The sequence below is a fragment of the Microbulbifer donghaiensis genome, assembly GCF_900129095.1.
In the GTDB taxonomy this organism is placed as follows: Bacteria; Pseudomonadota; Gammaproteobacteria; order Pseudomonadales; family Cellvibrionaceae; genus Microbulbifer; species Microbulbifer donghaiensis.
Genome location: NZ_FQVA01000001.1, coordinates 1,048,113 through 1,073,264, shown reverse-complemented (window position 1 = coordinate 1,073,264; position 25,152 = coordinate 1,048,113). Strand labels below are relative to the sequence as shown.

Here is a 25,152-nt window from a genome sequence, read left to right as displayed (position 1 = left end):
CAAAAATGTACTGAGCGTGCAGAGATCAAGCGAGGGCGCGGCCAGCGGGGGCCGGTGACACTTTGTACCCTGCGGCTAACTCAAGAAACTGAAGTAAAACCAATCGGTTAACCTAAATATCGAGCGGCCTGGTGCAATATCCGGGCTAGAAAGGCAGCCGCTTCGAATAACAGCTGGAATCCATTTCCCTTACCTCCACCGTCACTGCCGGCACTCCGTCGGCGAACTGGCATAGGCAGTTGAACACCGAGGAACTCAGCGCTTCGCGTTCGCGGTCGCTGCGGCCCTCGAGCAGGCGTATTTCCGCATGGATAAAGCTGCCGCCCTTTTCACCGGCAATAAACTGTTCGTAGGCGAGGGCGCGGGTCTTGATGGTGTGGGGGGCGAAAAGCCCGGACCGGTGCATCGCCTCCTGGGCAGAGCTGACCAGGGCAGCGATGGAGATCTTTTCCTCGAGCTTTTTCGCGTACTCGATGACCAGGTGGGGCATGAATCTCTCTCCGTGAGGGCGGTGTTCCTTTAGATTAGTTAGTAGGATGGGCAAAGGTGTGCAGCGACCTGCCCATCACCCCGGCGCTGCCGATGGGCACGACCGCTGCGCGGTCTTTACCCATCCTACCGGATCAGAGACAGGAATTCGTTGCGGGTGGCCTGGTTGCTGCGGAAGGTGCCGAGCATCGCCGAGGTCTTCATGACCGAATTCTGCTTCTCCACGCCGCGCATCATCATGCACATGTGCTTGGCCTCGATGATAACGCCGACGCCGGCGGCGTTGGTGACACGCTGCAGCGTCTCGGCGATTTCCACGGTCAGCTGTTCCTGGATCTGCAGGCGGCGCGCGAACATATCGACAATACGCGCGACCTTGGACAGGCCCACGACTTTGCCGTCGGGAATATAGGCGACGTGTGCCTTGCCGATAAATGGCAACAGGTGGTGCTCACACAGGGAGTAGAGCTCGATATCCTTGACCAGTACCATCTCGCTGCAGTCGGATGGGAAGAGGGCGTCATTGACGATTTCTTCGACGGTCTGCTGGTAGCCGCGGGTCAGGTATTGCATGGCCTTGGCGGCGCGCTTCGGGGTGTCTTTTAGCCCGGGGCGTTGCGGATTCTCGCCAATTGCTTCGATAATTCGCGCGTAGTGTTCGTTCATGCTGCTCTTTTCCAATATCTCAGCCCGGCAGGCTTAGGCGTTTGTCGCAGAGCTAGGCTCGGCGGGCTGCCTCGGGCGGGTGCGCTACCCTAAGCTTTTGTCACCTGAGAGTAAAGATCCGCACTGATCCAACCAGAGATCCATAGCATTTAAGGATAGATTCCATGATAGAAAGGCGTGAATCCAGCCTCCACGAACTGGCGACGGTGCTGGACTATATCCGCTGGGGTGCCAGCCGTTTCAATGAGGCCGGCCTGTGGTTTGGCCACGGCACCGACAGCGCCTGGGATGAGGCCGTTTTGCTGGTCATGCACACCCTGCACCTGCCGCTGGAGAGCAAGCCGGAAGTCCTGCAGGCGCGCCTGACCATGGAGGAGCGCCGCGAGGTGCTGGGCATTCTGGAGCGGCGCGTCGAGGAGCGGCTGCCGGCGTCCTACCTGACCAATGAGGCGCATTTCTGCGGCATGTCCTTTTATGTGGATGAGCGGGTCCTGGTGCCGCGCTCACCGATCGGGGAGTTGATTCGCGGCGAATTCCAGCCCTGGCTCAAGGTGGAGCCGCTGGCGATCCTGGACCTGTGCTGTGGCAGTGGCTGTATCGGCATCGCCTGTGCCGAGGCGTTTCCCGAGGCGCGTGTCGATCTCAGCGATATTTCCGACGGCGCCATCGAAGTGGCGCAGATCAATATCAATCGCCACCAACTGAACGAGCGGGTGCGCGCGGTGCAGTCGGACCTGTTCGCCGGCCTCGACGGTTTCAGCTACGAGTTGATCGTGTGCAACCCGCCCTACGTCGATGCGCGCGACCTGGCGGAAATGCCGGACGAGTACCGGGCCGAGCCCGAGATCGCGCTGGGGTCCGGTGAAGATGGCCTCGACTTCACCCGCCGCCTGCTGCGCGAAGCCGCCAATCACCTGCAGCCGGACGGTCTGCTGGTGTGCGAGGTGGGCAACAGTTGGGAGGCACTGGAAAAGGCCTTCCCGGAAGTGCCTTTCCTGTGGCCCGAGTTCGAGGATGGCGGCCACGGGGTCTTCGTCATCAGTCGCGAGGAGCTGCTCGCCTACCAATCCTTTTTCGACGCCGAATAATTCCTCTTACGCAGGGGGCGTCGCGCGCACCAATTGTGCTTTTTGGCGTGAGCGGCGCACCCGGCAGGGCGAATCCTCTATAATGCCCCGCTTCCCGTTCAAGAATCACCGCATCAATTACTGAGAGGCAGGGACAGTCGCTTATGTCGGGCAACACCTTTGGCAAGCTGTTTTGCGTCACCACTTTCGGCGAGAGCCATGGCCCGGCGCTGGGCTGTATCGTCGACGGTTGCCCGCCCGGGCTGGAGATCAGCGAAGAGGAGATCCAGCTGGAACTGGATCGGCGCAAGCCCGGTACCTCCCGCTACACCACCCAGCGCCGCGAGGCGGACCAGGTCAAGATCCTATCCGGCGTGTTCGAGGGCAAGACCACAGGCACGCCGATCGGCCTGCTGATCGAGAATACCGACCAGCGTTCCAAGGACTACGCGAATATCGCCGAACAGGTGCGCCCGGCCCACGCGGATTACACCTACTGGCAGAAATACGGCCTGCGCGATTACCGCGGCGGTGGCCGCTCCTCCGCGCGCGAGACGGCCATGCGCGTCGCCGCCGGTGCCATCGCCAAGAAATGGCTGCGGCAGAAGTACGGTATCGAAGTGCGCGGCTACCTGTCGCAGCTGGGGCCGATCAAGGTTGAAAAGCTGGATTGGGAGCAGGTGGGGCAGAATCCGTTTTTCTGCCCGGACGCCGACAAGGTGCCGGAGATGGAAGCCTATATGCAGGCGCTGATCAAGGAGGGCAACTCTATCGGCGCACGCATCTCGGTGCACGCCAGTGGCGTGCCGGCCGGGCTGGGCGAACCGATCTTCGATCGCCTGGATGCGGATCTCGCCCATGCGCTGATGAGTATCAACGCGGTCAAGGGCGTGGAAATCGGCGCCGGCTTTGCCTGTGTCGAGCAGAAGGGTACCGAGCACCGCGATGAGATCACTCCGGAAGGCTTCCTTTCCAACAATGCCGGCGGTGTGCTCGGCGGTATCTCCAGTGGCCAGGACGTCATCGCGCATATTGCGCTGAAACCCACTTCGAGCCTGCGCATTCCCGGGCGCAGCATCGATACCCACGGCAACCCGATCGAGGTAATCACCAAAGGGCGCCACGATCCCTGCGTCGGCATTCGCGCGACGCCGATCGCCGAGGCGATGATGGCGCTGGTACTCATCGATCACGCGCTGCGCCAGCGCGGACAGAACGGTGATGTGATATCGGGCGTGGTGTCGGTCGGTAAATAATTTTCGCAATAAAAAAGGGCGGCAAATTGCCGCCCTTTTTTGTGTTCCGCAATCCCGATTACAGGTGCAGGTTCAGGCCCAGGTAGGGGCCCTTGATTTCGATATCGGTCTGCAGATCGTCCAGTTCCTGCACTTCCAGGCTCATTACCCGGTAGCCGGCCTCGATAGCGAAGTCGAGGGCGGGGGCGAAGTCCCAGCGCACTTTGGCGGTCAGGTCGGTGTGGGTATCGCCTTTGTAGCCGGTGCCGTTGCCCTGGGCAATCACGGACCAGCCGGTAAACGGCAGGTCGAAACGGGCCATGCCATAGACCATCGGCAGATAGCCATTCAGCTCGACAGTCTCGGACTGGAATGCACTCGCTACAGACAGCTCGCCCTTGTACTGGCGGGCAGTCAGGCCGATGTCCAGATTCACCCAGTTGTCGAGAATTTCGTAATACAGGGTGGCATCGGTATGGCTCAGATCCAGATCCGCGCTGACATCGCTGCCGATCAGGAAAGTTTCATCGCCAAACTGCACGAACTGGCTCAGTTCGGCGGCGCCGTCGGTCTGGATGCTGCTGTGGGACAGCATGATGTTCGGGACCAGCGGTACCGGGTGTTCCAGTGCCGCCTGCAGGAAAGTGATGTTGTCTTCCGCCAGGGAAAACTCATCCATATTGAAATTGTCGACGCCGATACCGCCGCTGTAGCTCGGTTGCCAGATTCCGGCGCTGGCGTCAAAGCCGAGAATGGTGTCTGCGCTGGCGGCGCCGCTGGCGAGGGCGGCGCACAGGGCGAGTGCTGTTCTTTTCATTGGGGTTCTCCGTCTTATCGTTGTGGCGGAGTTTACCTTTTTTATCCTGACATACTGATGTCAACCGCACGCTTTCCGTAGAAAGTGTGATTGCGATCAGGTTTTTTCTGGTGGATTTTTATCCGCTGCGGCAAAAAGCAGCTGCTGCAGTGCACTCGCCGCGTTGCTGAGTGTGCGAGCGCGGTGACTGATAACACCGAGGTTGCGCACGACATGCAGTTTTTCCACCGGCAGTACGGCGAGGCTGTCATCGACCAGTGTGCGCGGCAATACGCTCCAGCCGAGTCCGACACCGGCCATCATCTTGATGGTCTCGAGAAAGTTGGTGGCGAGCTTGGCGGTCAGTCGCAATCCCTGTGCGTCGAATTCGCGCTTGATCAGGCGGCCGGTGTAGGTGTTCAGGTCCGGCAGTATGGCCGGGTAGTGGGCCAGGTCGGTGAGATCCAGGGTTTTCTTCCTGGCGAGTGGGTGATCCGGCGCCGCGACCACCACACAGGGATCCGGCCAGATAACGTGTGCGTCCAGGCTCGGGTATTCCTTCAGGGCCAGGGTGACCACTGCCAGTTCGTATTCACCGGCCATCAGTGCTTCGTAAGCCTGCTCCGAGTCGACAAAGTCGATATCCAGCGCCACCTCGGGATAGCGGAGACTGAATTCCTTGAGCACCGGCGGCAGGTGATGCAGCCCCACGTGGTGACTGGTGGCGATGCGCAGGCTGCCGGTGACCTGCCCACCCAGTGAGCGCAGTTCGCGCTCGGCGTCGCTCACTTCATTGAGGATATGGCGCGCCCGCGGCAACAGCGCGCGGCCGGCGTCGGTGAGCTGCAGGCGCCGGCCGATGCGGTCGAACAGCGCTGTACCAAGCTGCTGTTCCAGCGCCGCCAGGCGCTTGCTGACCGCGGGCTGGGTCAGGTGCAGGTGCTCGGCCGCTTCCGATACCGAGCCCTGTTCGGCGGTGGCGAGGAAGGCTTTTAGCCACTGGATTTCCATTGTCGGGGCCCTTGTTCGGGGTGTCAGTCACGGTGTGCCTGTCACCGAGTGAGGTGGCGGCGCCGCTGCCGGTGGCCATTCCCTCTATAGCCTGATCGGCAATCGTTTCGCAAATGGCCCCCGGCGGCGGCGCCTTCGCTTCGAGGTGTTGTCCATCGTCAATCTGTCGTGGAATACAATATATTCCATATTCGACTAGTTCTTATAATAAATATAAATTGATGTTATTCAATACCCGGGGCTAGACTGCGCCAATCAAAAAACGAGGAGAAACGGCCATGGCCGGGCAGACGCTCTACGACAAACTCTGGCAGGACCACCTGGTAAAGAGCCGCGAAGACGGCACCGCACTGATTTATATCGATCGTCACCTGATTCACGAGGTGACCTCGCCGCAGGCGTTCGAAGGTTTGCGACTGGCTGGTCGCAAGCCCTGGCGCAAGGACTCGCTGGTGGCGACGCCGGACCACAATGTGCCGTCCGAGGCATCCGAGCGGGCCGGCGGTGTGGCGGGCATTCGCGATGAGGTATCGCGCATTCAGGTGCAGACCCTCGACGAGAACTGCCGCGATTTCGATGTGGTGCAGTTCGGCATCAACGAGCCGGGGCAGGGTATCGTCCACGTGATCGGTCCCGAGACCGGTGCGACCCTGCCGGGCATGACCGTGGTCTGCGGTGATTCCCACACCTCCACCCACGGCGCCCTGGGTGCGCTGGCGCACGGCATCGGCACCTCCGAAGTCGAGCACGTGATGGCGACCCAGTGCCTGATCCAGAAAAAGATGAAGAACATGCTGGTGCGCGTGGACGGCGTGTTGGGCCGGGGTGTCACCGCGAAAGACGTGGTGCTGGCGATTATCGGCAAGATCGGCACGGCCGGCGGTACCGGCTATGCGATCGAGTTCGGCGGCGAAGTGATGCGCAACATGTCGATGGAAGGCCGCATGACCGTGTGCAACATGGCCATCGAGGCGGGCGCGCGCGCCGGTATGGTGGCGGTGGACCAGATCACCCTGGACTACGTCAAAGACAAGCCCTATGCACCGAAAGGCGCGGACTGGGATCGCGCCGTAGCGGCCTGGAGCCAGCTGCACTCCGACGACGATGCCGAGTTCGACGCGGTGATCGAGCTGCGCGGCGAGGAAATCGAGCCGCAGGTGAGCTGGGGTACTTCCCCGGAAATGGTGGTTGCGGTGAGCGCACAAGTGCCGGATCCGGCGGCGGAAGCCGATGCGACCAAGCGCGCCGGTGTCGAGCGCGCGCTGGAATACATGGGCCTGACAGCCGGCCAGAAAATTACCGACATCAAGCTGGACCGCGTATTTATCGGTTCCTGTACCAACTCCCGTATCGAGGACCTGCGCGCGGCGGCCGCGGTGGCCAAGGGCCAGAAAAAGGCCGACAGCGTCAAGCAGGTGTTGATCGTGCCGGGTTCGCAGGCGGTAAAAGCGCAGGCGGAAAAAGAAGGTCTGGACCAGATCTTTATTGACGCCGGATTCGAATGGCGCGAGCCGTCCTGTTCCATGTGTTTGGCAATGAACGCGGACAAGTTGGGAGCGGGCGAACACTGTGCTTCCACTTCCAACCGCAACTTCGAGGGGCGCCAGGGCTACGGCGGACGCACCCACCTGGTGAGCCCGGGTATGGCGGCAGCGGCGGCGATTGCCGGCCATTTTGTCGATGTGCGCGAATTTGCAACTCAACTGGAGATTGCGTAAATGAAGGCTTTTACTCAGCACAAGGGTCTGGCGGCGCCGATGGATCGCGCCAATGTGGATACCGACCTGATTATTCCGAAGCAATTTCTGAAATCTATCAAGCGCACCGGATTCGGCCCCAACCTGTTTGACGAGCTGCGCTACCTGGACGAAGGCCAGCCGGGGCAGGATTGCTCCCAGCGTCCGCTGAACCCGGAGTTCCCGCTGAATTTCCCGCGTTACCAGGGCGCTTCGGTGTTACTGGCGCGCAAGAATTTCGGCTGTGGCTCCAGCCGCGAGCACGCGCCCTGGGCGCTGGATGATCACGGTTTCCGCGCGATCATCGCGCCGAGCTTTGCCGATATCTTCTTCAACAACTGCTTCAAGAACGGCTTGCTGCCGATCGTGCTGGACGAGGCGATCGTGGATCAGCTATTCGAGGAAATGCACGCGCAGGAAGGTTACGAGCTGACCATCGACCTGGAAAAACAGCAGGTGGTCAAACCGAACGGCGAAACCATCGATTTCGAAGTGGATGCGTTCCGCAAGCACTGCCTGCTGAACGGCCTCGACGATATCGGCCTGACCCTGGAAGATGCGGACGATATCCGCACCTACGAGGCCAAGCGTCGCGAACAGGCGCCGTGGTTGTTCGACGCAGTGAAATAAGGTTGGTGGCGAATGCGTAGGATGGGCAAAGGAGCGAAGCGACGTGCCCATCGTCGGCCTGGAGATGGGCACGCTGCGCTTTGCCCATCCTACAGCGTACTTCTGAAACGATTAAACGTAAGGGAAGATTTGTGAGCAAAAAAATCATGATCCTGCCGGGCGACGGTATTGGCCCGGAGATTGTCGAGCAGGCGGTGGCAGTACTGGAAGCCGCGGACAAGAAATTCAACCTGGGCCTGAGCTTTGAGCAGGGGCTGATCGGTGGGGCGTCCATCGACGCCCACGGCGAGCCGCTGACCGACGCGCAGCTGGCCGCGGCCGGCGAGTGCGACGCGGTACTGCTCGGCGCCGTCGGCGGTCCCAAGTGGGATACCCTCGAGCGCGACATCCGCCCGGAGAGGGGCCTGCTGAAAATCCGCAGTAAGCTCGGCCTCTACGCCAACCTGCGCCCGGCCATCCTGTATCCGCAGCTGGCCGACGCCTCTTCGCTGAAGCCGGAAGTGGTTGCCGGCCTCGATATCCTGATCGTGCGCGAGCTGACCGGCGGTATCTATTTTGGCGAGCCGCGCGGTATCCGCATGCTGGAAAACGGCGAGAAGCAGGGCTTCAATACTTACGTATACAGCGAGTCGGAGATCGAACGCATCGCGCGCACCGCCTTCGAGGCGGCGCAGAAGCGGGGCGGCAAGCTCTGCTCGGTGGACAAGGCCAACGTGCTGGAAGTGACCGTGCTGTGGCGCGAAGTGCTGGATCGCCTGGCCCCGGAATACCCGGATGTGGAGCTGTCCCATATGTACGTGGACAACGCGGCCATGCAGCTGGTGCGCGCACCCAAGCAGTTCGACGTGATGGTGACCGGCAATATGTTCGGCGACATCCTGTCCGACGCCGCCGCGATGCTGACCGGTTCCATCGGTATGCTGCCGTCCGCCTCCCTGAATGAGAGCGGCTTCGGTCTGTATGAACCGTGCCACGGTTCGGCACCGGACATCGCCGGCCAGGGTATCGCCAACCCGCTGGCGACTATTCTGTCGGCGGCGATGATGCTGCGTTACTCGCTGGATATGGGCGAGGCGGCCGACGCGATCGAACAGGCCGTAAGCAAGGTGCTCGACGAAGGACTGCGCACCGCGGATATCCATACCGAAGGCTGTAAAAAGGTATCCACCGCGGAGATGGGTGCAGCAGTGGTGGCCGCTTTCTAATCGTGCAGATCTAGTTGTTATTGTCATCCCGGCATCGGCCGGAACACAGAAGACCACGGAATTAACAGGATACTGCAATGCAAAAAGTAGGATTTGTCGGCTGGCGCGGCATGGTTGGCTCGGTACTGATGGAGCGTATGCTGGCGGAAAACGATTTCGCCCATATTGCCGAACCGGTTTTCTTTTCCACCTCCAACGCCGGTGGCCAGGCGCCGGACATCGGCCGCTCCGGCAGTGAAAAGAGTGTGGCACCGCTGGGCGACGCCTTCGATATCGATGCGCTCGCCGAGCTGGATGCCATCGTCAGCTGTCAGGGCGGTGACTACACGAAAGAAGTCTTCCCCCGTCTCCGTGAGCGCGGCTGGCAGGGTTACTGGATCGACGCGGCTTCCAGTCTGCGCATGCAGGACGATGCCATCATCGTACTGGACCCGGTCAACCGCGATGTAATCGATCGCGGTATCGCGGCCGGCACGAAGAATTTTATCGGTGGCAACTGCACCGTGAGCCTGATGCTGATGGCGCTGGGTGGCCTGTTCAAGGCCGGGCTGGTGGACTGGGTTTCCGCGATGACCTACCAGGCTGCCAGCGGCGCCGGTGCGAAAAACATGCGCGAGCTGATTTCCCAGATGGGTGCGGTCCGCGACGGCGTCGCCGGCGAGCTGGCCGACCCGGCCAGTGCGATTCTGGAAATCGACCGCAAAGTGGCTGCCAATATGCGCTCGGCGGAGTTCCCAACCGCAGAATTTGGCGCGCCGCTGGCCGGCAGCCTGTTGCCGTGGATCGATACCCAGCTGGAGAGCGGCCAGAGTCGCGAGGAGTGGAAGGCGCAGGTCGAGGCCAACAAGATACTGGGTACCGATATTGCAGTTCCGGTGGATGGCACCTGCGTGCGTATCGGCGCCATGCGCTGTCACAGCCAGGCGTTCACCGTGAAGCTGAACAAGAACCTGCCGCTGGCGGACATCGAGCAGCTCATCGGCACTGCCAATGACTGGGTCAGAGTCGTGCCCAATGAGCGCGAAGCCACGCTGCAGCAGCTGACCCCGACTGCGGTCACGGGCAAGCTGGATATCCCGGTCGGTCGCCTGCGCAAGCTGAGCATGGGGCCCGAGTATCTCAATGCCTTTACCGTGGGTGACCAGCTGTTGTGGGGCGCCGCGGAACCGCTGCGACGGGTGCTGCTGATTCTGCTCGGCAAACTGTAGGGACCGAGGCGGCTGGCGTCTGTCTCGCCAGCCTGTGATGCCTTTCGCAATAAAAGCCGCTGCGGGATCCCGCAGCGGCTTTTTTGTGAAGTACATCCCGGTACTTCACCCTTCGGGCCAGCTAAAGCTGGCCAAAAGCGCTCCCGGCGCTTTTGTGATTCCGCTCCACGGGTATAATCGCCCCTCGAATTTGCCTCCCCAATCTATGAAGTGACCTGCCATGTCCGAAGCCGCCCGCGAACTGGTTATCGTCGGTATCGATAACGCCGCCCTCAGCCCCCTGCTGGAGATCCTCGAGGAGCGCGACACCATCAGTGCCAATCAGCTGCGGTTGTTGGAGCTGGAGGACAGCGAGGTGGAGCCGCAGGTATTCGCCAATCGCAACATCCCCGTACAGGAGCTGGAGAAGTTCACTTTTGCGCCGGAGCAGGTCGTGGTATTGCTGCGCACTGGTGAGGTGGCGCAGGCTGCCCTGGCCGCAGCCGAGGCGGCGGGTGCCTGGGTACTGGATGCCGCCGGCAATACCCGCGGCGATGAGACCGCCACACTTATCCACCCGCTGCTGAACAGTGCGGAAATTGCCCATGCGGAGCGCCACGTGCTGGCGCTGCCGAGTGCCGGCGCGGCCATGGTGGCCGAGGCGGTTGCGCCGCTGGCGGAAAGCCTGCAGGCGGTGGATATTCAGCTGAACCAGCCGGTGTCGGCGCTCGGCAAGGTGGCGATCGATTCCATGGCCGCGCAGACGGCGCGCATGTTCAGCGGTCAGGACGCGGAAGTCGATCCCGCGATCGGCCACCGTCTCGCATTCAATCAGCTGAGTGCCGGCGAAGCGCTGCTGGCCAGTGGCCACACCCTGAGCGAGTTGGCGCTGGTGCACGACTTGCGCCGTCTGCTCGGCGAGAGCGTGGCGGTGGATGCCTGCATCAATACCGTTTCGGTATTCCACGGCCAGCTGGCCAACCTGCGCGTGGCGCTGCACGAAGACGTCGATCTGGAAAAAGTGCGTGCACTACTCGGAAACGGCGCGCGCCTGCAATTGGCCGAACAGCCGTCGGCGGAGGATGCCGTCGGCAGCGAAGCCACTATAATTGGCCGCCTGCGACAGAGCCTGTTGAATAGCCATCAGGTTAATTTTTGTGCAGTGTCGGACAATTTGCGTAAAGATCTGGCCATGAATTGCGTACAGATTGTGCACTTGTTGCTAAAAAACTATTGATATTTAATACTTAGCGAACATAGTGAAGGTGTATTCTTAACTTTCGTTCGGCTTGGGGGTGGCGAAAATTTCGCCAAAGATGAAACGTCTGCCATTGCGGCAAATTCTTGCTTGAACGTTTACTGTACAGTGATGGGGATTTCGAAAGTGAGCTTCGCGGAGAAAAGGCGCGATGTTCGGAATGCCCGGTGATTCTAACAATAAAGGGAATCGGATATGCGTGTGCGAAAGCTGGCACTTGCGGTAGGTCTGGTCAGCGCACTGGGTGGCAACGCGGCTCTGGCGCTCGGGCTGGGTGAGATCAAACTGAACTCGACTCTCAATCAGCCTCTCAATGCAGAAATTAATTTGCTGCAAACTCGCGGACTCGGCGACAACGAAATCAAAGTGCGACTCGCGAGCCCGGAGGATTTTGAGCGCGCCGGCGTCGACCGCTCCTATTTGCTCACCGAGCTGCGCTTCGAAGTGGACTATTCCGGCCCGCAGCCGGTTGTACGCGTCTCCAGTCGTGAGCCGATTCGCGAACCCTTCCTGAATTTCCTGCTGGAGACTCGCTGGCCGAGTGGCCGCCTGTTGCGGGAATACACCCTGTTGATGGATCTGCCTGCGTTCTCCACCAGTACTGCCCAGGCGCCGGTGCGGGCCGCAGAGCGCGAGCGCCAGCAAGTGCTCCGGGAGACCCCGGTGCAGAGACCGGTCCAGCGTCCGGCGGTGCGGCCGGTAGAGCCGGCACCCGTGGCCGAGCCGCAGCGGGAAGAAATGCGCGAGCAGCAGCCGGCGTCGGAGCAAGCCGTCGAGCCGGTAGAGTTTCGTTCGCAGGCACCGGCCGCGGCTTCCGAGAGCGCGGTCAGTGGGGGCAGCCGTGTGTACGGTCCCGTATCCGCGAATCAGACGCTGTGGGAAATCGCACTGCAGAACCGCGTCAGCCGTGAATTCTCTGTCCAGCAGACGATGCTGGCAATTCAGCGCCTCAACCCCGAGGCCTTTATCAATAACAACATCAACCTGCTGAAGAAGGGCGCCGTGTTGCGCCTGCCGAACGCGGAGGATGTGCGCTCGCTCACCCTGTCCGAGGCCATCTCCGAGGTGGCCACGCAGAACGATTCCTGGCGTGAGCGCATCGGCGGCGATGCGGCCACCGGCGCACCTCTGGATGCGCGCGCGGTTGCTGAAGACACCGCCGCCGGCGAAGCCGTCGAGGGGCGGGTAAGCCTCGCCGCGCCGGGCGACAATGAATCCGTAATGTCTGGATCCGGCAGCGGCGCTGAAGACAGCGAAGCGCTGGCCGGCGAGCTGACCGTGGCCGAGGAAGAGCTGGACAAGTCGCGCCTCGAGAACGAGGAACTGCAGGAGCGCCTCGCCGAGTTGGACGAGCAGATCGACACCATGGAGCGCATGGTCGAGGTCTCCAACGAGGAAATGCGTGCAGTGCAGGCTGCTGCCGAGCAGTCGGAACCGTCCGCGAATCCGCTGGAAGCCGGCGAGGGCGAAGCTGCTGTAGGTGAAGAGCCTGTTGCCGAAGCGGTGGAAGAGCCGGTGGCGGCAGAAGAGCCTGCAGAGGAAAATAATGACAGCCGCAATCGCGTTGTGGCGGTGCAGACCAAGTCCGAACCGACTCTGATGGAACAGCTGATGGACAACATTCAGCTGATCGGTATCGGTGCGGGTGCCCTGTTGGTTGGTGTGTTCGGATTCTTCACCTGGCGTCGTCGCAAGGAAGAAGAGGAGGCCATGCTGCAGGTCGAGCGCGAGATGCTGGCCGAGCGCGAACTGGCCGGGGCGCCGGAGCTGGGTGAGCAGGACGAGGGCCTCGCCGCCTTGGAGAGCATGGAGGCCGAAGGCAGTTTCGACCTCGGCGAGCTCGACGATGTTGGTACCGACGACCCCATCTCTGAAGCGGAAATTCACCTGTCACTGGGGCAATATGCCGAGGCCGAGAACAAGCTGTTGCTGGGCCTCGATCAGGATGGTCAGAACGTCGACGCGCGCTTGATGCTGCTGGAGGTCTACGCACATCAGCAGGATGCCGGGAAGTTCGACGAGCACTACCGCCAGCTGCTGAGTATCAGCGATGGCCCGGCGGCCGATCGCGCGGCGCGCCTGCGCGAGACGATTGCCGGAGCCGGACCTTTCGAGGCGCCATCCATGGAATTTTCCAGCGAGTCACTGGAAGCTGCGCAACTGGATGACATCAGCGCGTCTTTCGAGGATGACTTTGCCAGTGAATCTTTTGGCGGCGAAGGTGCAGCGGGAGATTCCGACAGTGGCTTCGGCGATGAGCTGGAAGGCGACACCTCGCTGCTGGACGACCTGACGATGGATCTGTCCAGTGACAGCAGCAGTGCCGTGGGCGAATCCGCGGAGGACGACTTCTCCCTGGATCTCGATCTGGACAGCGGCTTCGACAGCGAAATGCCGGTGGAGCAGGGCGCCGCCGGGGAAGGCAGCGCGGACGATTTCAATCTCGACGACCTGGATCTCGGTGATCTGGAACTGGATTCTGCCGGCCGTCTGGACGACGGCGGTGACAGCCAGGAACTGGGCCCGATTGAGTTCGAGTCTGCCGGTCTCGAGACGGGTGATTTCGACGGCGCGGAACTCGACAGTGCTGTCGCTGAAAAGGCCGAGGCGGACAGCGATGACGACCTCGACGGTTTGGATTTTGATCTGGACCTATCACCGATGGAAGACAGCGGTGAACTGCAACTCGATGCCGAGGGGCTCACTGAAGATACGGGTGCGGCAGCGTCTGTAGAGGCGCCCGAGGAGACCGCTGAGCTGTCGCTGGATGAGTTCGCCGATGACGATCTGGAGTCGATCGGCGGAGAGCTGGACGACAGCCTGGATCTCGACTCCATCGATCTGGATGACATCGCCGGCGAGCTGTCTGCGGAGACTGAATTGTCGCTGGAGAGCGATTTCGCCATGGCCGAAGAGTCGGCGCCGCAATCTGCTGAAGTGACCCCATCGTCCGCCGCGGAGGATGGCGAGGCAGATTTCGGTGATCTGAGCTTCAATCTGGAGAGCGACCTGGACTCCGAGCTGAACCTGCTGGAAGGCAGCGACGAAATCAGCACCAAATTGGAGCTGGCCCAGGCCTACCTGGATATGGGTGACAAGGACGGAGCCAAGGATATCCTCAACGAGGTGATGCAGGAGGGTGCCGGCGAGCACAAGGCGCGCGCCGAGGAAATGCTGGAGCGCATGGCGTAAAGCCCGCTCCTCACCCGGGAAAAACCTCGCACTGGCTGCGGGGTTTTTTTTTGCAGGCCGTTGATGCGCCCGTGCTCCGGGTAACTTTTTTTCGTTAAGTTGGCGGTCGCTTGCCGCCGGTGGTTGGTCCAAGACAATGCAGCGCGAATACATCTACAAACCGAATGGCGAAGTGCCGCCGGGCGAGCAGTTGCCGGACGGGGTGCGGCGCGTCGCGCTGGGAGTGGAGTACTGCGGTGCCCGCTTGCGCGGTTTTCAGAAGCAGAAGTCCGCCGCGCAGACGGTGCAGGCCTATCTGGAGCAGGCCCTGTCAAGTATTGCCGCGGAGCCGGTGACACTGGTGTGTGCCGGCCGCACCGATGCCGGTGTGCACGCAACGGGTCAGGTCATTCACTTCGACACCCGCGCGGTGCGGCCGCTGCGCGCCTGGGTACAGGGTGTGAATACGCAGCTGCCCGACGAGGTGCGGGTGCACTGGGCGAAGGCAGTACCGGCGCAGTTCCACGCGCGTTTTTCCGCGCGGGCACGCAGTTACCGATACCTGATCCACAGCTCGCCGACCCGCTCGGCGCAGGCCGCGGCGGAAGTGACCTGGACCAAGCACCCATTGGATCTGCAGGCGATGCGTGAAGGTGCGCAATACTTATTGGGACAACACGATTTCACCAGTTTCCGCGCGACCCAGTGCCAGGCAAAGAGCCCCGTGCGCGAGCTGACCAGGCTGGATGTCGCGCGGGTGGGGCAGCTGATCGTGCTGGAGGTCAGCGCCAACGCTTTCCTTCACCATATGGTGCGCAATATCACCGGCGTGCTGATGGCGGTCGGTCGCGGCGAGCGCCCGCCGCATTGGGTCAAGGAGGTGCTGGACAGTCGCGATCGCACGGCTGGCGGCGTCACCGCGCCGCCTTTCGGGCTCTACCTGGTGGATGTGCAGTATCCGCAAGAGTTTGCGCTGCCAGAGTCAGAGCCGGGGCCGTTGCTGGTGCCCCTGGCTCTGGGGGGCTTGTCGGGGCAGCAACCGCAGGGGAGTTGACGGGAATCGCGCATTTCGCGCCCGGTGCCAATCTGCTAGTATCGCGGGCTCCCTCATTTTTGAACGGCCGGTCGGCTTTAGGCCGAGTGACGCAATGCAAGTAAAAATCTGCGGCATCACCAGTATCGAAGACGCGGTCGCGGCAGTCGCCGCCGGTGCCGATGCTTTGGGGTTGGTGTTTTATTCGGCCAGCCCGCGCCATATCGATGCCGAGACCGCCGCAACCATTGCTGCGGCGGTACCGCCTTTCGTTACCCTGACCGGCCTGTTTGTCGATGCCGAGGCGGCCGAAGTGCAAGCCGTGCTGGAACAGGTGCCGCTCAACCTGTTGCAGTTTCACGGCAGTGAAAGCGCCGATTACTGTGAGCAGTTCCGGCGCCCGTATATCAAGGCGCTGCGTATGAAGGACGGCCTCGATGTGCTCGCGGCGATGGATGCTCACCCGCGCGCGCGGGGCTTCCTGCTCGACGCCTATCGGCCCGGGGTGCCCGGTGGCACCGGCGAGACCTTTGACTGGCAGCGGGTGCCGCAACTAAGTGGCCGCCCGATCGTGCTGGCCGGCGGCCTGCACCCGGACAATGTCGTCCAGGCCATTGCAGCGGCGCGCCCGCAGGCCGTGGATGTCAGTGGCGGCGTCGAGGCCGCGCCGGGCAAGAAAGATCCGCAAAAGGTCGCCGCCTTTATCCGTGCGGCGAAGAGTCAGTAGAAATTTCTGTGATCGATGGAGTGTGCAAGTGAGTGATCAAGGTGCGATAGATTTTTCCGCCTTCCCGGATGCCAGTGGGCACTTCGGACCCTATGGCGGCCGCTTTGTATCGGAGACGCTGATCAATGCGCTGGATGAGCTGCAGGCGATGTATGCGCGCCTGAAGGACGACCCGGAATTCATCGCCGCCTTCGATTACGACCTGGCCCACTATGTCGGCCGGCCGTCGCCGCTGTACCTGGCCGAGCGACTGACGGAGGCCGCCGGCGGTGCGCGCATCTGGCTGAAACGCGAAGACCTGAATCACACCGGTGCGCACAAGGTGAACAATACTGTCGGTCAGGCACTGCTGGCCAAGCACAGCGGCAAGAGCCGCGTGATCGCCGAGACCGGCGCCGGCCAGCACGGCGTGGCTACGGCGACCGTCGCCGCGCGCCTGGGGCTGAAATGCGCGGTTTATATGGGGGCCGAGGACGTCAAGCGCCAGTCCCCCAATGTCTACCGCATGAAGCTGCTGGGCGCCGAGGTGATCCCGGTGCAATCCGGCTCCAAGACCCTGAAGGACGCGATGAACGAAGCCATGCGCGACTGGGTCACCAACGTGGACGACACCTTCTATATCATCGGCACCGTCGCCGGCCCGCACCCCTATCCGCAGCTGGTGCGGGATTTCAACTCGGTGATCGGCCGCGAGGCGCGCCGGCAGAGCCTGGAAGAGTTCGGTCAGCTGCCGGACGCTCTGGTGGCCTGTGTGGGTGGCGGCTCCAACGCGATCGGGTTGTTCCACCCGTTCCTGAACGATGCCGGGGTGAAAATGTACGGTGTCGAGGCCGGCGGCGAGGGTTTGGCAACCGGTCACCACGCGGCGCCGCTGAACGACGGCGTACCGGGTATCCTGCACGGCAACCGCACCTACCTGATGGAAGATGAGGACGGACAGATCATCGAGACCCACTCGGTATCCGCCGGCCTGGATTACCCGGGTGTGGGTCCGGAACACGCGTGGCTGAAGGATATCGGCCGGGTGGAATACGTCACCGCCGATGACGAGGAGGCGCTCGACGCTTTCCGCAGGCTGACCCGCACTGAGGGAATCCTGCCGGCGCTGGAGTCCAGCCATGCGGTCGCTTACGCGCTGAAGCTGGCGGCGACCATGAAACGGTCGCAGAACATTGTCGTGAACCTGTCCGGTCGCGGCGACAAGGATATTTTCACCGTTGCCGCCATCGACGGCATCGAGGTATAGGAGCGGCACCGTGAGCGAAAAGCAGAAAAACAGAATCGACCGCCGTTTCGCCAGACTGCGCGCAGATGGCCGCAAGGCCCTGGTGACCTATATCGTCGCCGGCGACGGTGGCCTGGAAAGCACCGTGCCACTGATGCATCAGCTGGTGGCCAGTGGTTCCGACCTGATCGAGCTGGGCGTGCCTTTTTCCGACCCGATGGCCGAGGGGCCGGTCATCCAGAAGGGGCACGAGCGCGCACTGGAACACAAGGCCTCGCTGCGCAAGTGCCTGGAGCTGGTGAAGGAGTTCCGCCAGCGGGATGCGGACACGCCGGTGATCCTGATGGGGTACGCCAACCCCATCGAGAAAATGGGTGCGGAACAGTTTGCCGATGCGGCCGCCGATGCCGGTGTCGATGGCGCCCTGACCGTGGATCTGCCGGCGGAGGAAGCCGGACCGTTGAACAAACTGCTCGGCGAGCGCGATCTGCGCAATATTTTCCTGCTGACGCCGACTACCAGTGACGAGCGCATCGAGTCAATCGCGCGTCTCGCCAGTGGCTTTGTCTATTATGTCTCCCTGAAAGGGGTGACGGGCGCCGGGCATCTCGACCCGGAATCCGTGCGCACCAACCTGGCCCGTATCCGCCGCTTTACCGAACTGCCACTGTGTGTCGGTTTCGGTATCAAGGACGGTGCCTCCGCCAGATTGGTCAGCGAGCACGGCGACGGCGCCGTGGTTGGCAGTGTGCTGGTATCCGCAATTGGCGAGGCAGCCGACGCCGCGGCGGCCAAGGACAGTGTCGCGGCCCTGGTCGGTGAAATCCGCACCGCGCTGGACCGCTGACCGGCTGGCCAGAAAGCCAAAAACAGCGGCTGATCTGGCCGGGTTAGATAGTTTGCTTAGTGTTTTAATTCGCAGCCTGAAAGCCACCGGCCGGTACAATGCGACCGGTCCATAAAAAGCATCGGGATTTGGAAGAAAGATGAGCTGGTTAGAAAAGATTGTTCCCGCGGTCATTCGCACCGAGCGCCGTGCCGGCGCTAGCAAGGTTCCCGAGGGCGTCTGGAAGAAGTGCGTCAAGTGCGACGCCATGCTGTACCGCCCGGAGCTGGAGCGCAACTTGGATGTGTGTCCCAAGTGCGATCACCACTTGCGGATCGGCGCGCGCCGCCGGCTGGACATTTTCCTCGACGAAGTGGGGCGCGAAGAGCTGGCTACCGACGTGGTGCCGGTGGATCGCCTCAAGTTCAAGGATGTGAAAAAGTACAAGGACCGCCTCACCCAGGCACAGAAGGTGACTGGTGAGCAGGACGCCCTGGTGGCCATGCGCGGCACCCTCGAAGGCCGGCCGCTGGTAGCCGTAGCCTTCGAATTTGCCTTCCACGGCGGCTCCATGGGCTATGTGGTGGGTGAGCGCTTTACCCGCGCCGCCCAGCGCGCACTGGAAGAGGGTATCCCGCTGGTGTGCTTTTCCGCCACGGGCGGTGCGCGTATGCAGGAGGCGTTGATCTCGCTGATGCAGATGGCGAAGACCTCGGCGGTGCTGGAAAAGATGAAGATGGCCGGCGTGCCCTATATCTCCATCATGACCGATCCGGTGTACGGTGGCGTATCCGCTTCCCTGGCGCTGTTGGGTGACATCAACGCGGCCGAGCCGGGCGCCCGCGCCGGTTTTGCCGGCCCGAATATTATCGAGCAGACCATTCGCCAGAAGCTGCCCAAGGGCTTCCAGCGCAGTGAATTCCTGCTCGACCACGGCGCTATCGATATGATTATCCCGCGCACTGAAATGCGCTCGACGGTTTCACGCCTGCTCGGCAAACTGGGCGGCGTTTAGTCCCGGCGTAACCTCTGCGCAGGCGGCCCCGGCCCGCGATGCGGCTCCCCTGTATATGTGGACGCCGATCGCGGCCCGGGGCAGGTTTTTGCTCCTGTAATATCTGCATTTCCGCCGTCCCTGGCGGTCGCCGCTGCTGCTTAACGCGAAGCAATTTATGTCCACCTTGCAAGACTGGCTCGCCCGCCTCGAGCGGCTACATCCCACCGAAATTGAATTGGGCCTGGAGCGCGTGGCTGCGGTCGCGCGCGCCCTGGCAGTCGAAAAGCCGGCGCCCAAGGTCATCACCGTGGCCGGTACCAACGGCAAGGGCTCTTGCGTGGCGACCATGGAAGCGCTGTTGCGGGCCGGTGGGCACTCGGTTGGGGCCTACAGTTCGCCACATCTGCTGCGTTTCAATGAGCGTGTGCGAATCAACGGCAGTGAAGTGGGCGATGCCGATCTGATCCGGGCCTTCGAGGCGGTCGAAGCCGCCCGCGGGCAGACCAGCCTGACTTATTTCGAGTTCACTACCCTTGCGGCCCTGTGGCTGTTCCAGCGTGCCGGTGTCGAATTCGCACTGCTGGAAGTGGGGCTCGGTGGGCGCCTGGATGCGGTCAACCTGGTGGATGCGGATCTGGCGATCATCACCAGCGTCGCTATCGATCACGAAGCCTGGCTCGGCAGTGACCGCGAGGTAATCGGCCGCGAGAAGGCCGGCATCTTGCGCCCGGGCAGCCCTTTTATCTGTGCCGATCCGGCGCCGCCGCTGTCCGTCGTATCCGCCGCCGCCGGCCTGGTGGCGCCCAGTTACTTTATCGGTCGGGATTTCACCGTCGACGGCTCCGCCGGCGGCGACCGCTATCGCTTTGGTGACCTCGCCGTGGCCATACCCGCGATCAGCCTGCCGCGCCCCAGTATCGCCGCTGCGATCACCGCGCTGGCCGTGCTGGGCGCACTGCCGCCGCAGGGAGTGGAGCAGGCGCTGGCCGATATCAGACTGGCGGGGCGCTGCCAGCAGGTACGCTGGCAAGACCGTGCACTGTTGCTGGATGTGGGACACAACCCCGCCGCGGCGGAATACCTGGCGCGCTGGCTGGCTGCCAATCCGGTATCCGGGCAGACCCATGCGCTGGTCGCGGTCATGGCGGACAAGGACCTGCCGGGGCTGTTTGCGCCGTTGCGCGAGCTGGTCGACAACTGGCGCCCGGCACTGCTGCCCGACAATCCGCGCGCGGCGGACTGCGCGGCGCTGCTGGGCGGATTGCGGGATGCCGGGGTGCCGGACATCCGGGTGGATGACCGCTGTCCGACCGTGGCCGAGGGGCTGGAATTGCTGTTGTTGACTAGCGGTCCGCAAGACAGGTTGCTTGTCTTTGGATCCTTCTTTACTGTTGCGGAAGTTTTACAAAAGATTCGAGAAGAGGGCGATGGCGAGTCGCGAGTATAATCCGCCGCGCGGCGGGCGACTGAATGACGGCTTCAAGCAGCGCATTGTGGGTGCGCTGGTGCTGGCCGCGCTTGCCGTTATTTTTCTGCCGAGCCTGTTCGATCGCGAGGGCGCGCGCTATATCGATGTGACCAGCCAGATCCCGCCGGCCCCGGATATTCAGCCGATCGAGATCGCCGCACCCGAGCCGGTGGCCGGAGTGGCACCGGCCCCCGCACCCGGCGATGCGTTCCAGCCCGAAGTGCCGGAACAATTTTCCAATCCCAAAGCGGAAAACGTGGACACCGTTGCGGAAGCCCCGGTAGAGGCGGAGCCTGCAGCCGTGGAGCAGCCGCAAACCGAAAAGCCGGAGTCCGCCCCCGTGCTCGATGCCCAGGGGCTGCCGATCGCCTGGGTTGTGCAGGTCGCGTCCTACCGCGACGAGGCGCGGGCCAACCAGCTCCGCGCCCGCCTGATGGACAAGGGCTACAAGGCCTACACCCGTTCGGTGACCACCAGTAAAGGCCAGTTTGTGCGGGTCTTTGTCGGTCCCAATGTCAGCAAGGCGGATGCCCAGGCCGTCAAGCGCGAGCTGGATCAACTGCTCAAGGCCCAGACCCTGGTGTTGCGCTTCAAGGCCTGATGCCGGGCCGTGCAGCATTGCATTCGGCCTATTCGGACATTCCGGCTCCTAATTCCGAACGGTTTTGCGTACAGCTTCACGCGCAGAGGCGCTTCAGTTAGAATGCGCGCTCTTCGCGGCAGCAGCCGCCACGCAGGTAGGACTGAATGAACTGGGCTGACTGGACCATTCTGGCAATCGTGGCCATTTCCACGCTGATCGGTCTCAGTCGCGGCTTCGTGCGCGAAACCCTGTCCCTACTTACCTGGGTTGCCGCCTTTGTGGTTGCGATGATGTTCCGCGATCAACTGGCGCCGCTGCTTTCCAACCTGGTGGATACGCCATCGCTGCAGGCAATTGCCGCTTTCGCCATCCTGTTTATCTTCACACTGCTGGCTGGTGCCGGCCTGAATATGACCCTGTCCGCGTTCGTCGAGGCCACCGGCCTGTCCGGTACCGACCGGGTATTGGGGATGGTCTTTGGTCTACTGCGCGGCGCGATTATCGTAGTGGCGCTGCTGATACTGGCGCCGGCACTGGTGCCGGTGGAGCAGGACAGCTGGTGGCAGGAGTCGGCGCTGATTCCGCATTTCCTCGCATTCGAGGACAGCGCGCGGGATCTGGCCGCGACCATCAAGGGCTTTTTTGTAGAATTGTTTTAGTAACCCGGTAACGGGTTACTGCGGCACAGGGATGTGCCGCCGACGGCCGCAGGCCGGCGCGAGCCCGCGAAATTCCAGCAGATCCACGCATCTGCGCCAGAATATCGCGGGCGACCGATCAAATAGATAGGGAATCTATTTGATCGACGAATCAATAAACGGGGCGATTTCATCGCCCCTTCTCGACCAGTAGGGCCAAGACTATGTGTGGTATTGTCGGTATCGTCGGTAAGAGTGACGTCAATCTGCAGTTGTACGATGCGCTCACCCTGTTGCAGCACCGCGGACAGGACGCCGCCGGCATCGTCACCTGTGACGGCGACCGCCTCAACCAGCAGAAGGCCAACGGCCTGGTGCGCGACGTATTCCGCGCGCGCCATATGGAGCGCCTCAAGGGCAACTTCGGTATCGGCCATGTGCGCTATCCCACCGCCGGCGGCTCCGGCCCGGCCCTGGCGCAGCCCTTCTACGTCAACTCTCCCTACGGTATTGCCATGGCCCACAATGGCAACCTCACCAATAAAGATCAGGTGATGGAGGAGATCTATCAGCAGGACTTGCGCCACATCAGCACCGACTCCGATTCCGAAGTGTTGCTGAACGTCTTTGCGCACGAGTTGCTGGTACAGCACAAATTGCAGCCGAAAGCCGAGGACATCTTCACCGCGATGCGCGCGGTGCACAAGCGCGTGCGCGGCGGCTACGCCTGTGTGGCGCTGATCGTCGGCTACGGTATCGTCGCCTTCCGTGACCCGCACGGTATCCGCCCACTGGTATACGGCAAGCGCGAGACCGACAAGGGCACCGAATACATGGTGGCCTCTGAATCAGTGGCGCTGGACGTGCTGGGCTACACCCTGGTGCGCGACGTGGCGCCGGGCGAGGCGATTTACATCGAGCTGGACGGCACCGTGCATGCGGAGCAGTGTGCGGAGAATCCGTCGCTGGCGCCGTGTATCTTCGAGCACGTCTATTTTGCGCGTCCCGACTCCATCATGGACGGTGTGTCCGTGCACAAGGCGCGCCTGCGCCAGGGCGAGCACCTGGCGGAGAAAATTCTGCGCGAGCGTCCCGATCACGATATCGACGTGGTGATCCCAATCCCGGATTCCGCTCGCACCGCCGGCCAGACGGTGGCCTACCGCCTGGGCGTGAAGTTCCGCGAGGGTATGGTGAAGAACCGCTATATCGGCCGCACCTTCATCATGCCGGGCCAGAAGCAGCGCAAGAAATCCGTCCGCCAGAAACTGAACGCCATCGAGCTGGAATTCCGTGGCAAGAACGTGCTGCTGGTGGATGATTCCATCGTGCGCGGCACCACCTGTAAGCAGATCATCCAGATGGCCCGCGAGGCGGGTGCCGCCAAGGTGTACTTCGCTTCCGCGGCGCCGGCGGTCAAATACCCCAACGTCTACGGAATCGATATGCCGTCCGCGGAAGAGCTGGTGGCCCACGGTCGCACCACCGAAGAGGTGTGCGAGGAGATCGGCGCCGATTGGCTGATCTACCAGGACCTGGAAGACCTGGTCGCCAGTTCCGCCGAAGGCAACGAAACCATCGAGCAGTTCGACTGTTCGGTATTTGACGGCAAGTACATCACCGGCGACGTTGACGAGCAGTATCTCGAGCAGCTGCACGCCGCGCGCAACGATGAGGCCAAGCAGGGCAAGGGCAGCCAGGGCTCACTGTAACCTGCAGACCTTCCGGCGCCCTCGTCCACTAACGGAAGAGGGCGCCATCCCCCGCCATTTCGGGTAACATGACCGCCTTCCGCAACCGCAGAAACCCGGGACGGTTTATGTTCGAAGACGACGGTTATTCACTGGATACCCTGGCGGTTCGCGCCGGCCAGATCCGCTCGCCGGAAGGCGAGCACTCCGAGGCGATGTTCCTCACTTCCAGTTACGTTTTCCCCTCCGCCGCCGAAGCCGCGGCGCGTTTTACCGGCGAGAGCCCGGGCAACGTCTACTCCCGCTATACCAATCCAACCGTGCGCATGTTCGAGCAGCGTATCGCGGCGCTCGAGGGCGGTGAGGCGGCGGTGGCCACCTCCAGCGGCATGGCCGCCATTCTCAGCCTGTGTATGGCGCTGCTGAAAAGCGGCGATCGCGTCATCTGCTCGCGCAGTGTCTTCGGCACCACCACCGCACTGTTCGGCCGCTATATGGAAAAATTCGGCGTGCGTGTGAGCTATGTGGATCTCACCGATATGGACGCCTGGAAGGGTGCCGTGGACGGATCCACCAAACTGCTGTTTATGGAGACGCCGTCCAACCCGCTGTGCGAAGTCGCCGATATCGCCGCGCTCGCCGAGCTGGCCCACAGCGCCGGCGCGCTGCTGGTGGTGGACAACTGTTTCTGCACGCCCGCACTGCAGCGCCCGCTGGCGCTGGGGGCGGATATTGTCGTGCACTCCGCGACCAAATACCTGGATGGCCAGGGCCGCTGCGTCGGCGGTGTCGCCGTGGGCAAACAGGAAATCATGGACGAGCTGGTGGTGTTCCTGCGCACCGCCGGCCCGAGCATGAGTCCGTTCAACGCCTGGGTCTTTCTGAAGGGCCTGGAGACTCTCAATCTGCGTATGCAGGCGCACTCGCGCAATGCGCTGGCGCTGGCCTGGTGGCTGGACGAGCAGGAAGCGGTGGAGAAGGTCAACTACACCGGCCTGCCCAAACACGCCGGCCACCTCCTCGCCGCCAAGCAGCAGTCGGCGTTCGGCGGCGTGCTCAGTTTCACCGTGCGCGGCGGCCGCGAGGCGGCGTGGCAGGTGATCGACAGTTGCAAAATCCTGTCCTGTACCGCCAACCTCGGCGACGCCAAGAGCACCATTGTGCACCCGGCCACCACCACGCACGGGCGCCTCAGCGAAGAGGACAAGGCCCGCGCCGGTATTACCGAGAATCTGATTCGTATCTCGGTGGGGCTGGAAGATGTTGAAGACCTGCAGCGGGATCTGATGCGGGGACTTGCGCAGCTGTAACTGGCGCAGTTTGTGACGGCACGGGCAGAGCCCTTTTGCCAAACACCTATGATTAATAGTCGTAGAGCATCGGCGTCGATGCGAAGGCGTTGGTGCCGGTAGTGATTTGCGGGACTGTCGGCGAGGGACCTCGCCGACAAGCCTACAGGGATGTATTAGGGGGGGCGCCTAGCCCGTGTCCCGCAAATCGCTACCGGTATCAG

22 protein-coding genes are annotated in these 25,152 nt (G+C 62.3%); 18 read left to right on the top strand and 4 right to left on the bottom strand.

The genetic code is table 11. The features are described 5' to 3' along the window. Positions 1-145 precede the first annotated feature (145 nt). Complete coding sequence (locus BUC36_RS04530) at positions 146-490, bottom strand: 5-carboxymethyl-2-hydroxymuconate Delta-isomerase (RefSeq protein ID WP_073272042.1); 345 nt, start codon at positions 488-490, stop codon at positions 146-148. Between the two features lie 125 nt (positions 491-615). Next, on the bottom strand, positions 616-1,155 hold the full coding sequence (folE, locus tag BUC36_RS04525; protein ID WP_073272038.1) for a GTP cyclohydrolase I FolE: 540 nt from the start codon (positions 1,153-1,155) through the stop codon (positions 616-618). Between the two features lie 164 nt (positions 1,156-1,319). On the opposite strand from folE, the gene prmB reads away from it, so the two are divergent. Together prmB and aroC are read left to right on the top strand one after the other, a co-directional pair. Further along, positions 1,320-2,243 (top strand): 50S ribosomal protein L3 N(5)-glutamine methyltransferase, encoded by a 924-nt coding sequence (gene prmB / locus BUC36_RS04520; protein WP_073272035.1) that lies wholly within the window; start codon positions 1,320-1,322, stop codon positions 2,241-2,243. Positions 2,244-2,386: 143 nt separating this feature from the next. Beyond that, positions 2,387-3,478 carry a chorismate synthase gene (gene aroC, locus BUC36_RS04515; RefSeq protein ID WP_073272032.1) on the top strand — a complete coding sequence of 364 codons (1,092 nt, stop codon included), beginning with the start codon at positions 2,387-2,389 and terminating at the stop codon, positions 3,476-3,478. Positions 3,479-3,536: 58 nt separating this feature from the next. Here the strand turns inward: aroC and BUC36_RS04510 are convergent, their stop codons facing one another. Together BUC36_RS04510 and BUC36_RS04505 are read right to left on the bottom strand one after the other, a co-directional pair. Continuing rightward, positions 3,537-4,274 carry a TIGR04219 family outer membrane beta-barrel protein gene (locus BUC36_RS04510; protein WP_073272029.1) on the bottom strand — a complete coding sequence of 246 codons (738 nt, stop codon included), beginning with the start codon at positions 4,272-4,274 and terminating at the stop codon, positions 3,537-3,539. Between the two features lie 96 nt (positions 4,275-4,370). Beyond that, complete coding sequence (locus BUC36_RS04505) at positions 4,371-5,264, bottom strand: LysR family transcriptional regulator (protein WP_073272026.1); 894 nt, start codon at positions 5,262-5,264, stop codon at positions 4,371-4,373. Positions 5,265-5,542: 278 nt separating this feature from the next. Here BUC36_RS04505 and leuC point away from each other — a divergent pair, with 278 nt between their 5' ends. The 16 genes from leuC to BUC36_RS04425 all read left to right on the top strand — a co-directional run bounded on the left by leuC (position 5,543) and on the right by BUC36_RS04425 (position 24,949). Further along, positions 5,543-6,982 carry a 3-isopropylmalate dehydratase large subunit gene (leuC, locus tag BUC36_RS04500; RefSeq protein WP_073272023.1) on the top strand — a complete coding sequence of 480 codons (1,440 nt, stop codon included), beginning with the start codon at positions 5,543-5,545 and terminating at the stop codon, positions 6,980-6,982. Next, positions 6,983-7,630, top strand: coding sequence for a 3-isopropylmalate dehydratase small subunit (gene leuD, locus BUC36_RS04495; protein WP_073272020.1), 648 nt, complete (start codon positions 6,983-6,985; stop codon positions 7,628-7,630). Positions 7,631-7,761: 131 nt separating this feature from the next. After that, positions 7,762-8,835 (top strand): 3-isopropylmalate dehydrogenase, encoded by a 1,074-nt coding sequence (gene leuB, locus BUC36_RS04490; RefSeq protein WP_073272017.1) that lies wholly within the window; start codon positions 7,762-7,764, stop codon positions 8,833-8,835. A gap of 77 nt (positions 8,836-8,912) precedes the next feature. Next, positions 8,913-10,043, top strand: a complete 1,131-nt coding sequence (asd, locus tag BUC36_RS04485; RefSeq protein WP_073272014.1) for an aspartate-semialdehyde dehydrogenase — start codon at positions 8,913-8,915, stop codon at positions 10,041-10,043. A 220-nt stretch (positions 10,044-10,263) separates the two neighbouring features. Then, a complete protein-coding gene (locus BUC36_RS04480) occupies positions 10,264-11,259 on the top strand; it encodes an Asd/ArgC dimerization domain-containing protein (RefSeq protein ID WP_073272011.1) in 996 nt (331 codons plus the stop codon). Positions 11,260-11,475: 216 nt separating this feature from the next. Continuing rightward, positions 11,476-14,472: a motility hub landmark protein FimV gene (locus BUC36_RS04475; RefSeq protein ID WP_073272008.1), complete on the top strand. Its 2,997-nt coding sequence runs from the start codon at positions 11,476-11,478 to the stop codon at positions 14,470-14,472. A gap of 136 nt (positions 14,473-14,608) precedes the next feature. Further along, positions 14,609-15,505, top strand: a complete 897-nt coding sequence (gene truA / locus BUC36_RS04470) for a tRNA pseudouridine(38-40) synthase TruA (protein WP_084535606.1) — start codon at positions 14,609-14,611, stop codon at positions 15,503-15,505. A 94-nt stretch (positions 15,506-15,599) separates the two neighbouring features. Beyond that, the gene (locus BUC36_RS04465; protein WP_073272005.1) at positions 15,600-16,211 is read left to right on the top strand and encodes a phosphoribosylanthranilate isomerase; all 612 of its coding nucleotides are present in this window, start codon (positions 15,600-15,602) and stop codon (positions 16,209-16,211) included. 28 nt (positions 16,212-16,239) lie between these two features. Continuing rightward, positions 16,240-17,457, top strand: coding sequence for a tryptophan synthase subunit beta (gene trpB / locus BUC36_RS04460; RefSeq protein ID WP_073272002.1), 1,218 nt, complete (start codon positions 16,240-16,242; stop codon positions 17,455-17,457). 10 nt (positions 17,458-17,467) lie between these two features. Beyond that, entirely contained in the window at positions 17,468-18,283 is an 816-nt protein-coding gene (gene trpA / locus BUC36_RS04455; RefSeq protein WP_073271999.1) for a tryptophan synthase subunit alpha, read from the top strand. Positions 18,284-18,422: 139 nt separating this feature from the next. Continuing rightward, positions 18,423-19,277: an acetyl-CoA carboxylase, carboxyltransferase subunit beta gene (gene accD, locus BUC36_RS04450; protein ID WP_073271996.1), complete on the top strand. Its 855-nt coding sequence runs from the start codon at positions 18,423-18,425 to the stop codon at positions 19,275-19,277. A gap of 157 nt (positions 19,278-19,434) precedes the next feature. Then, entirely contained in the window at positions 19,435-20,706 is a 1,272-nt protein-coding gene (gene folC, locus BUC36_RS04445; protein ID WP_073271993.1) for a bifunctional tetrahydrofolate synthase/dihydrofolate synthase, read from the top strand. Continuing rightward, on the top strand, positions 20,687-21,328 hold the full coding sequence (locus tag BUC36_RS04440; protein WP_084535604.1) for an SPOR domain-containing protein: 642 nt from the start codon (positions 20,687-20,689) through the stop codon (positions 21,326-21,328). Before folC ends, BUC36_RS04440 begins: the two co-directional genes overlap by 20 nt. A gap of 146 nt (positions 21,329-21,474) precedes the next feature. Next, positions 21,475-21,969, top strand: coding sequence for a CvpA family protein (locus BUC36_RS04435; RefSeq protein ID WP_073271990.1), 495 nt, complete (start codon positions 21,475-21,477; stop codon positions 21,967-21,969). 203 nt (positions 21,970-22,172) lie between these two features. Continuing rightward, positions 22,173-23,660, top strand: coding sequence for an amidophosphoribosyltransferase (gene purF, locus BUC36_RS04430; protein ID WP_073271988.1), 1,488 nt, complete (start codon positions 22,173-22,175; stop codon positions 23,658-23,660). Positions 23,661-23,767: 107 nt separating this feature from the next. Next, a complete protein-coding gene (locus tag BUC36_RS04425; protein WP_073274556.1) occupies positions 23,768-24,949 on the top strand; it encodes an O-succinylhomoserine sulfhydrylase in 1,182 nt (393 codons plus the stop codon). The last annotated feature ends 203 nt before the right edge of the window (positions 24,950-25,152 follow it).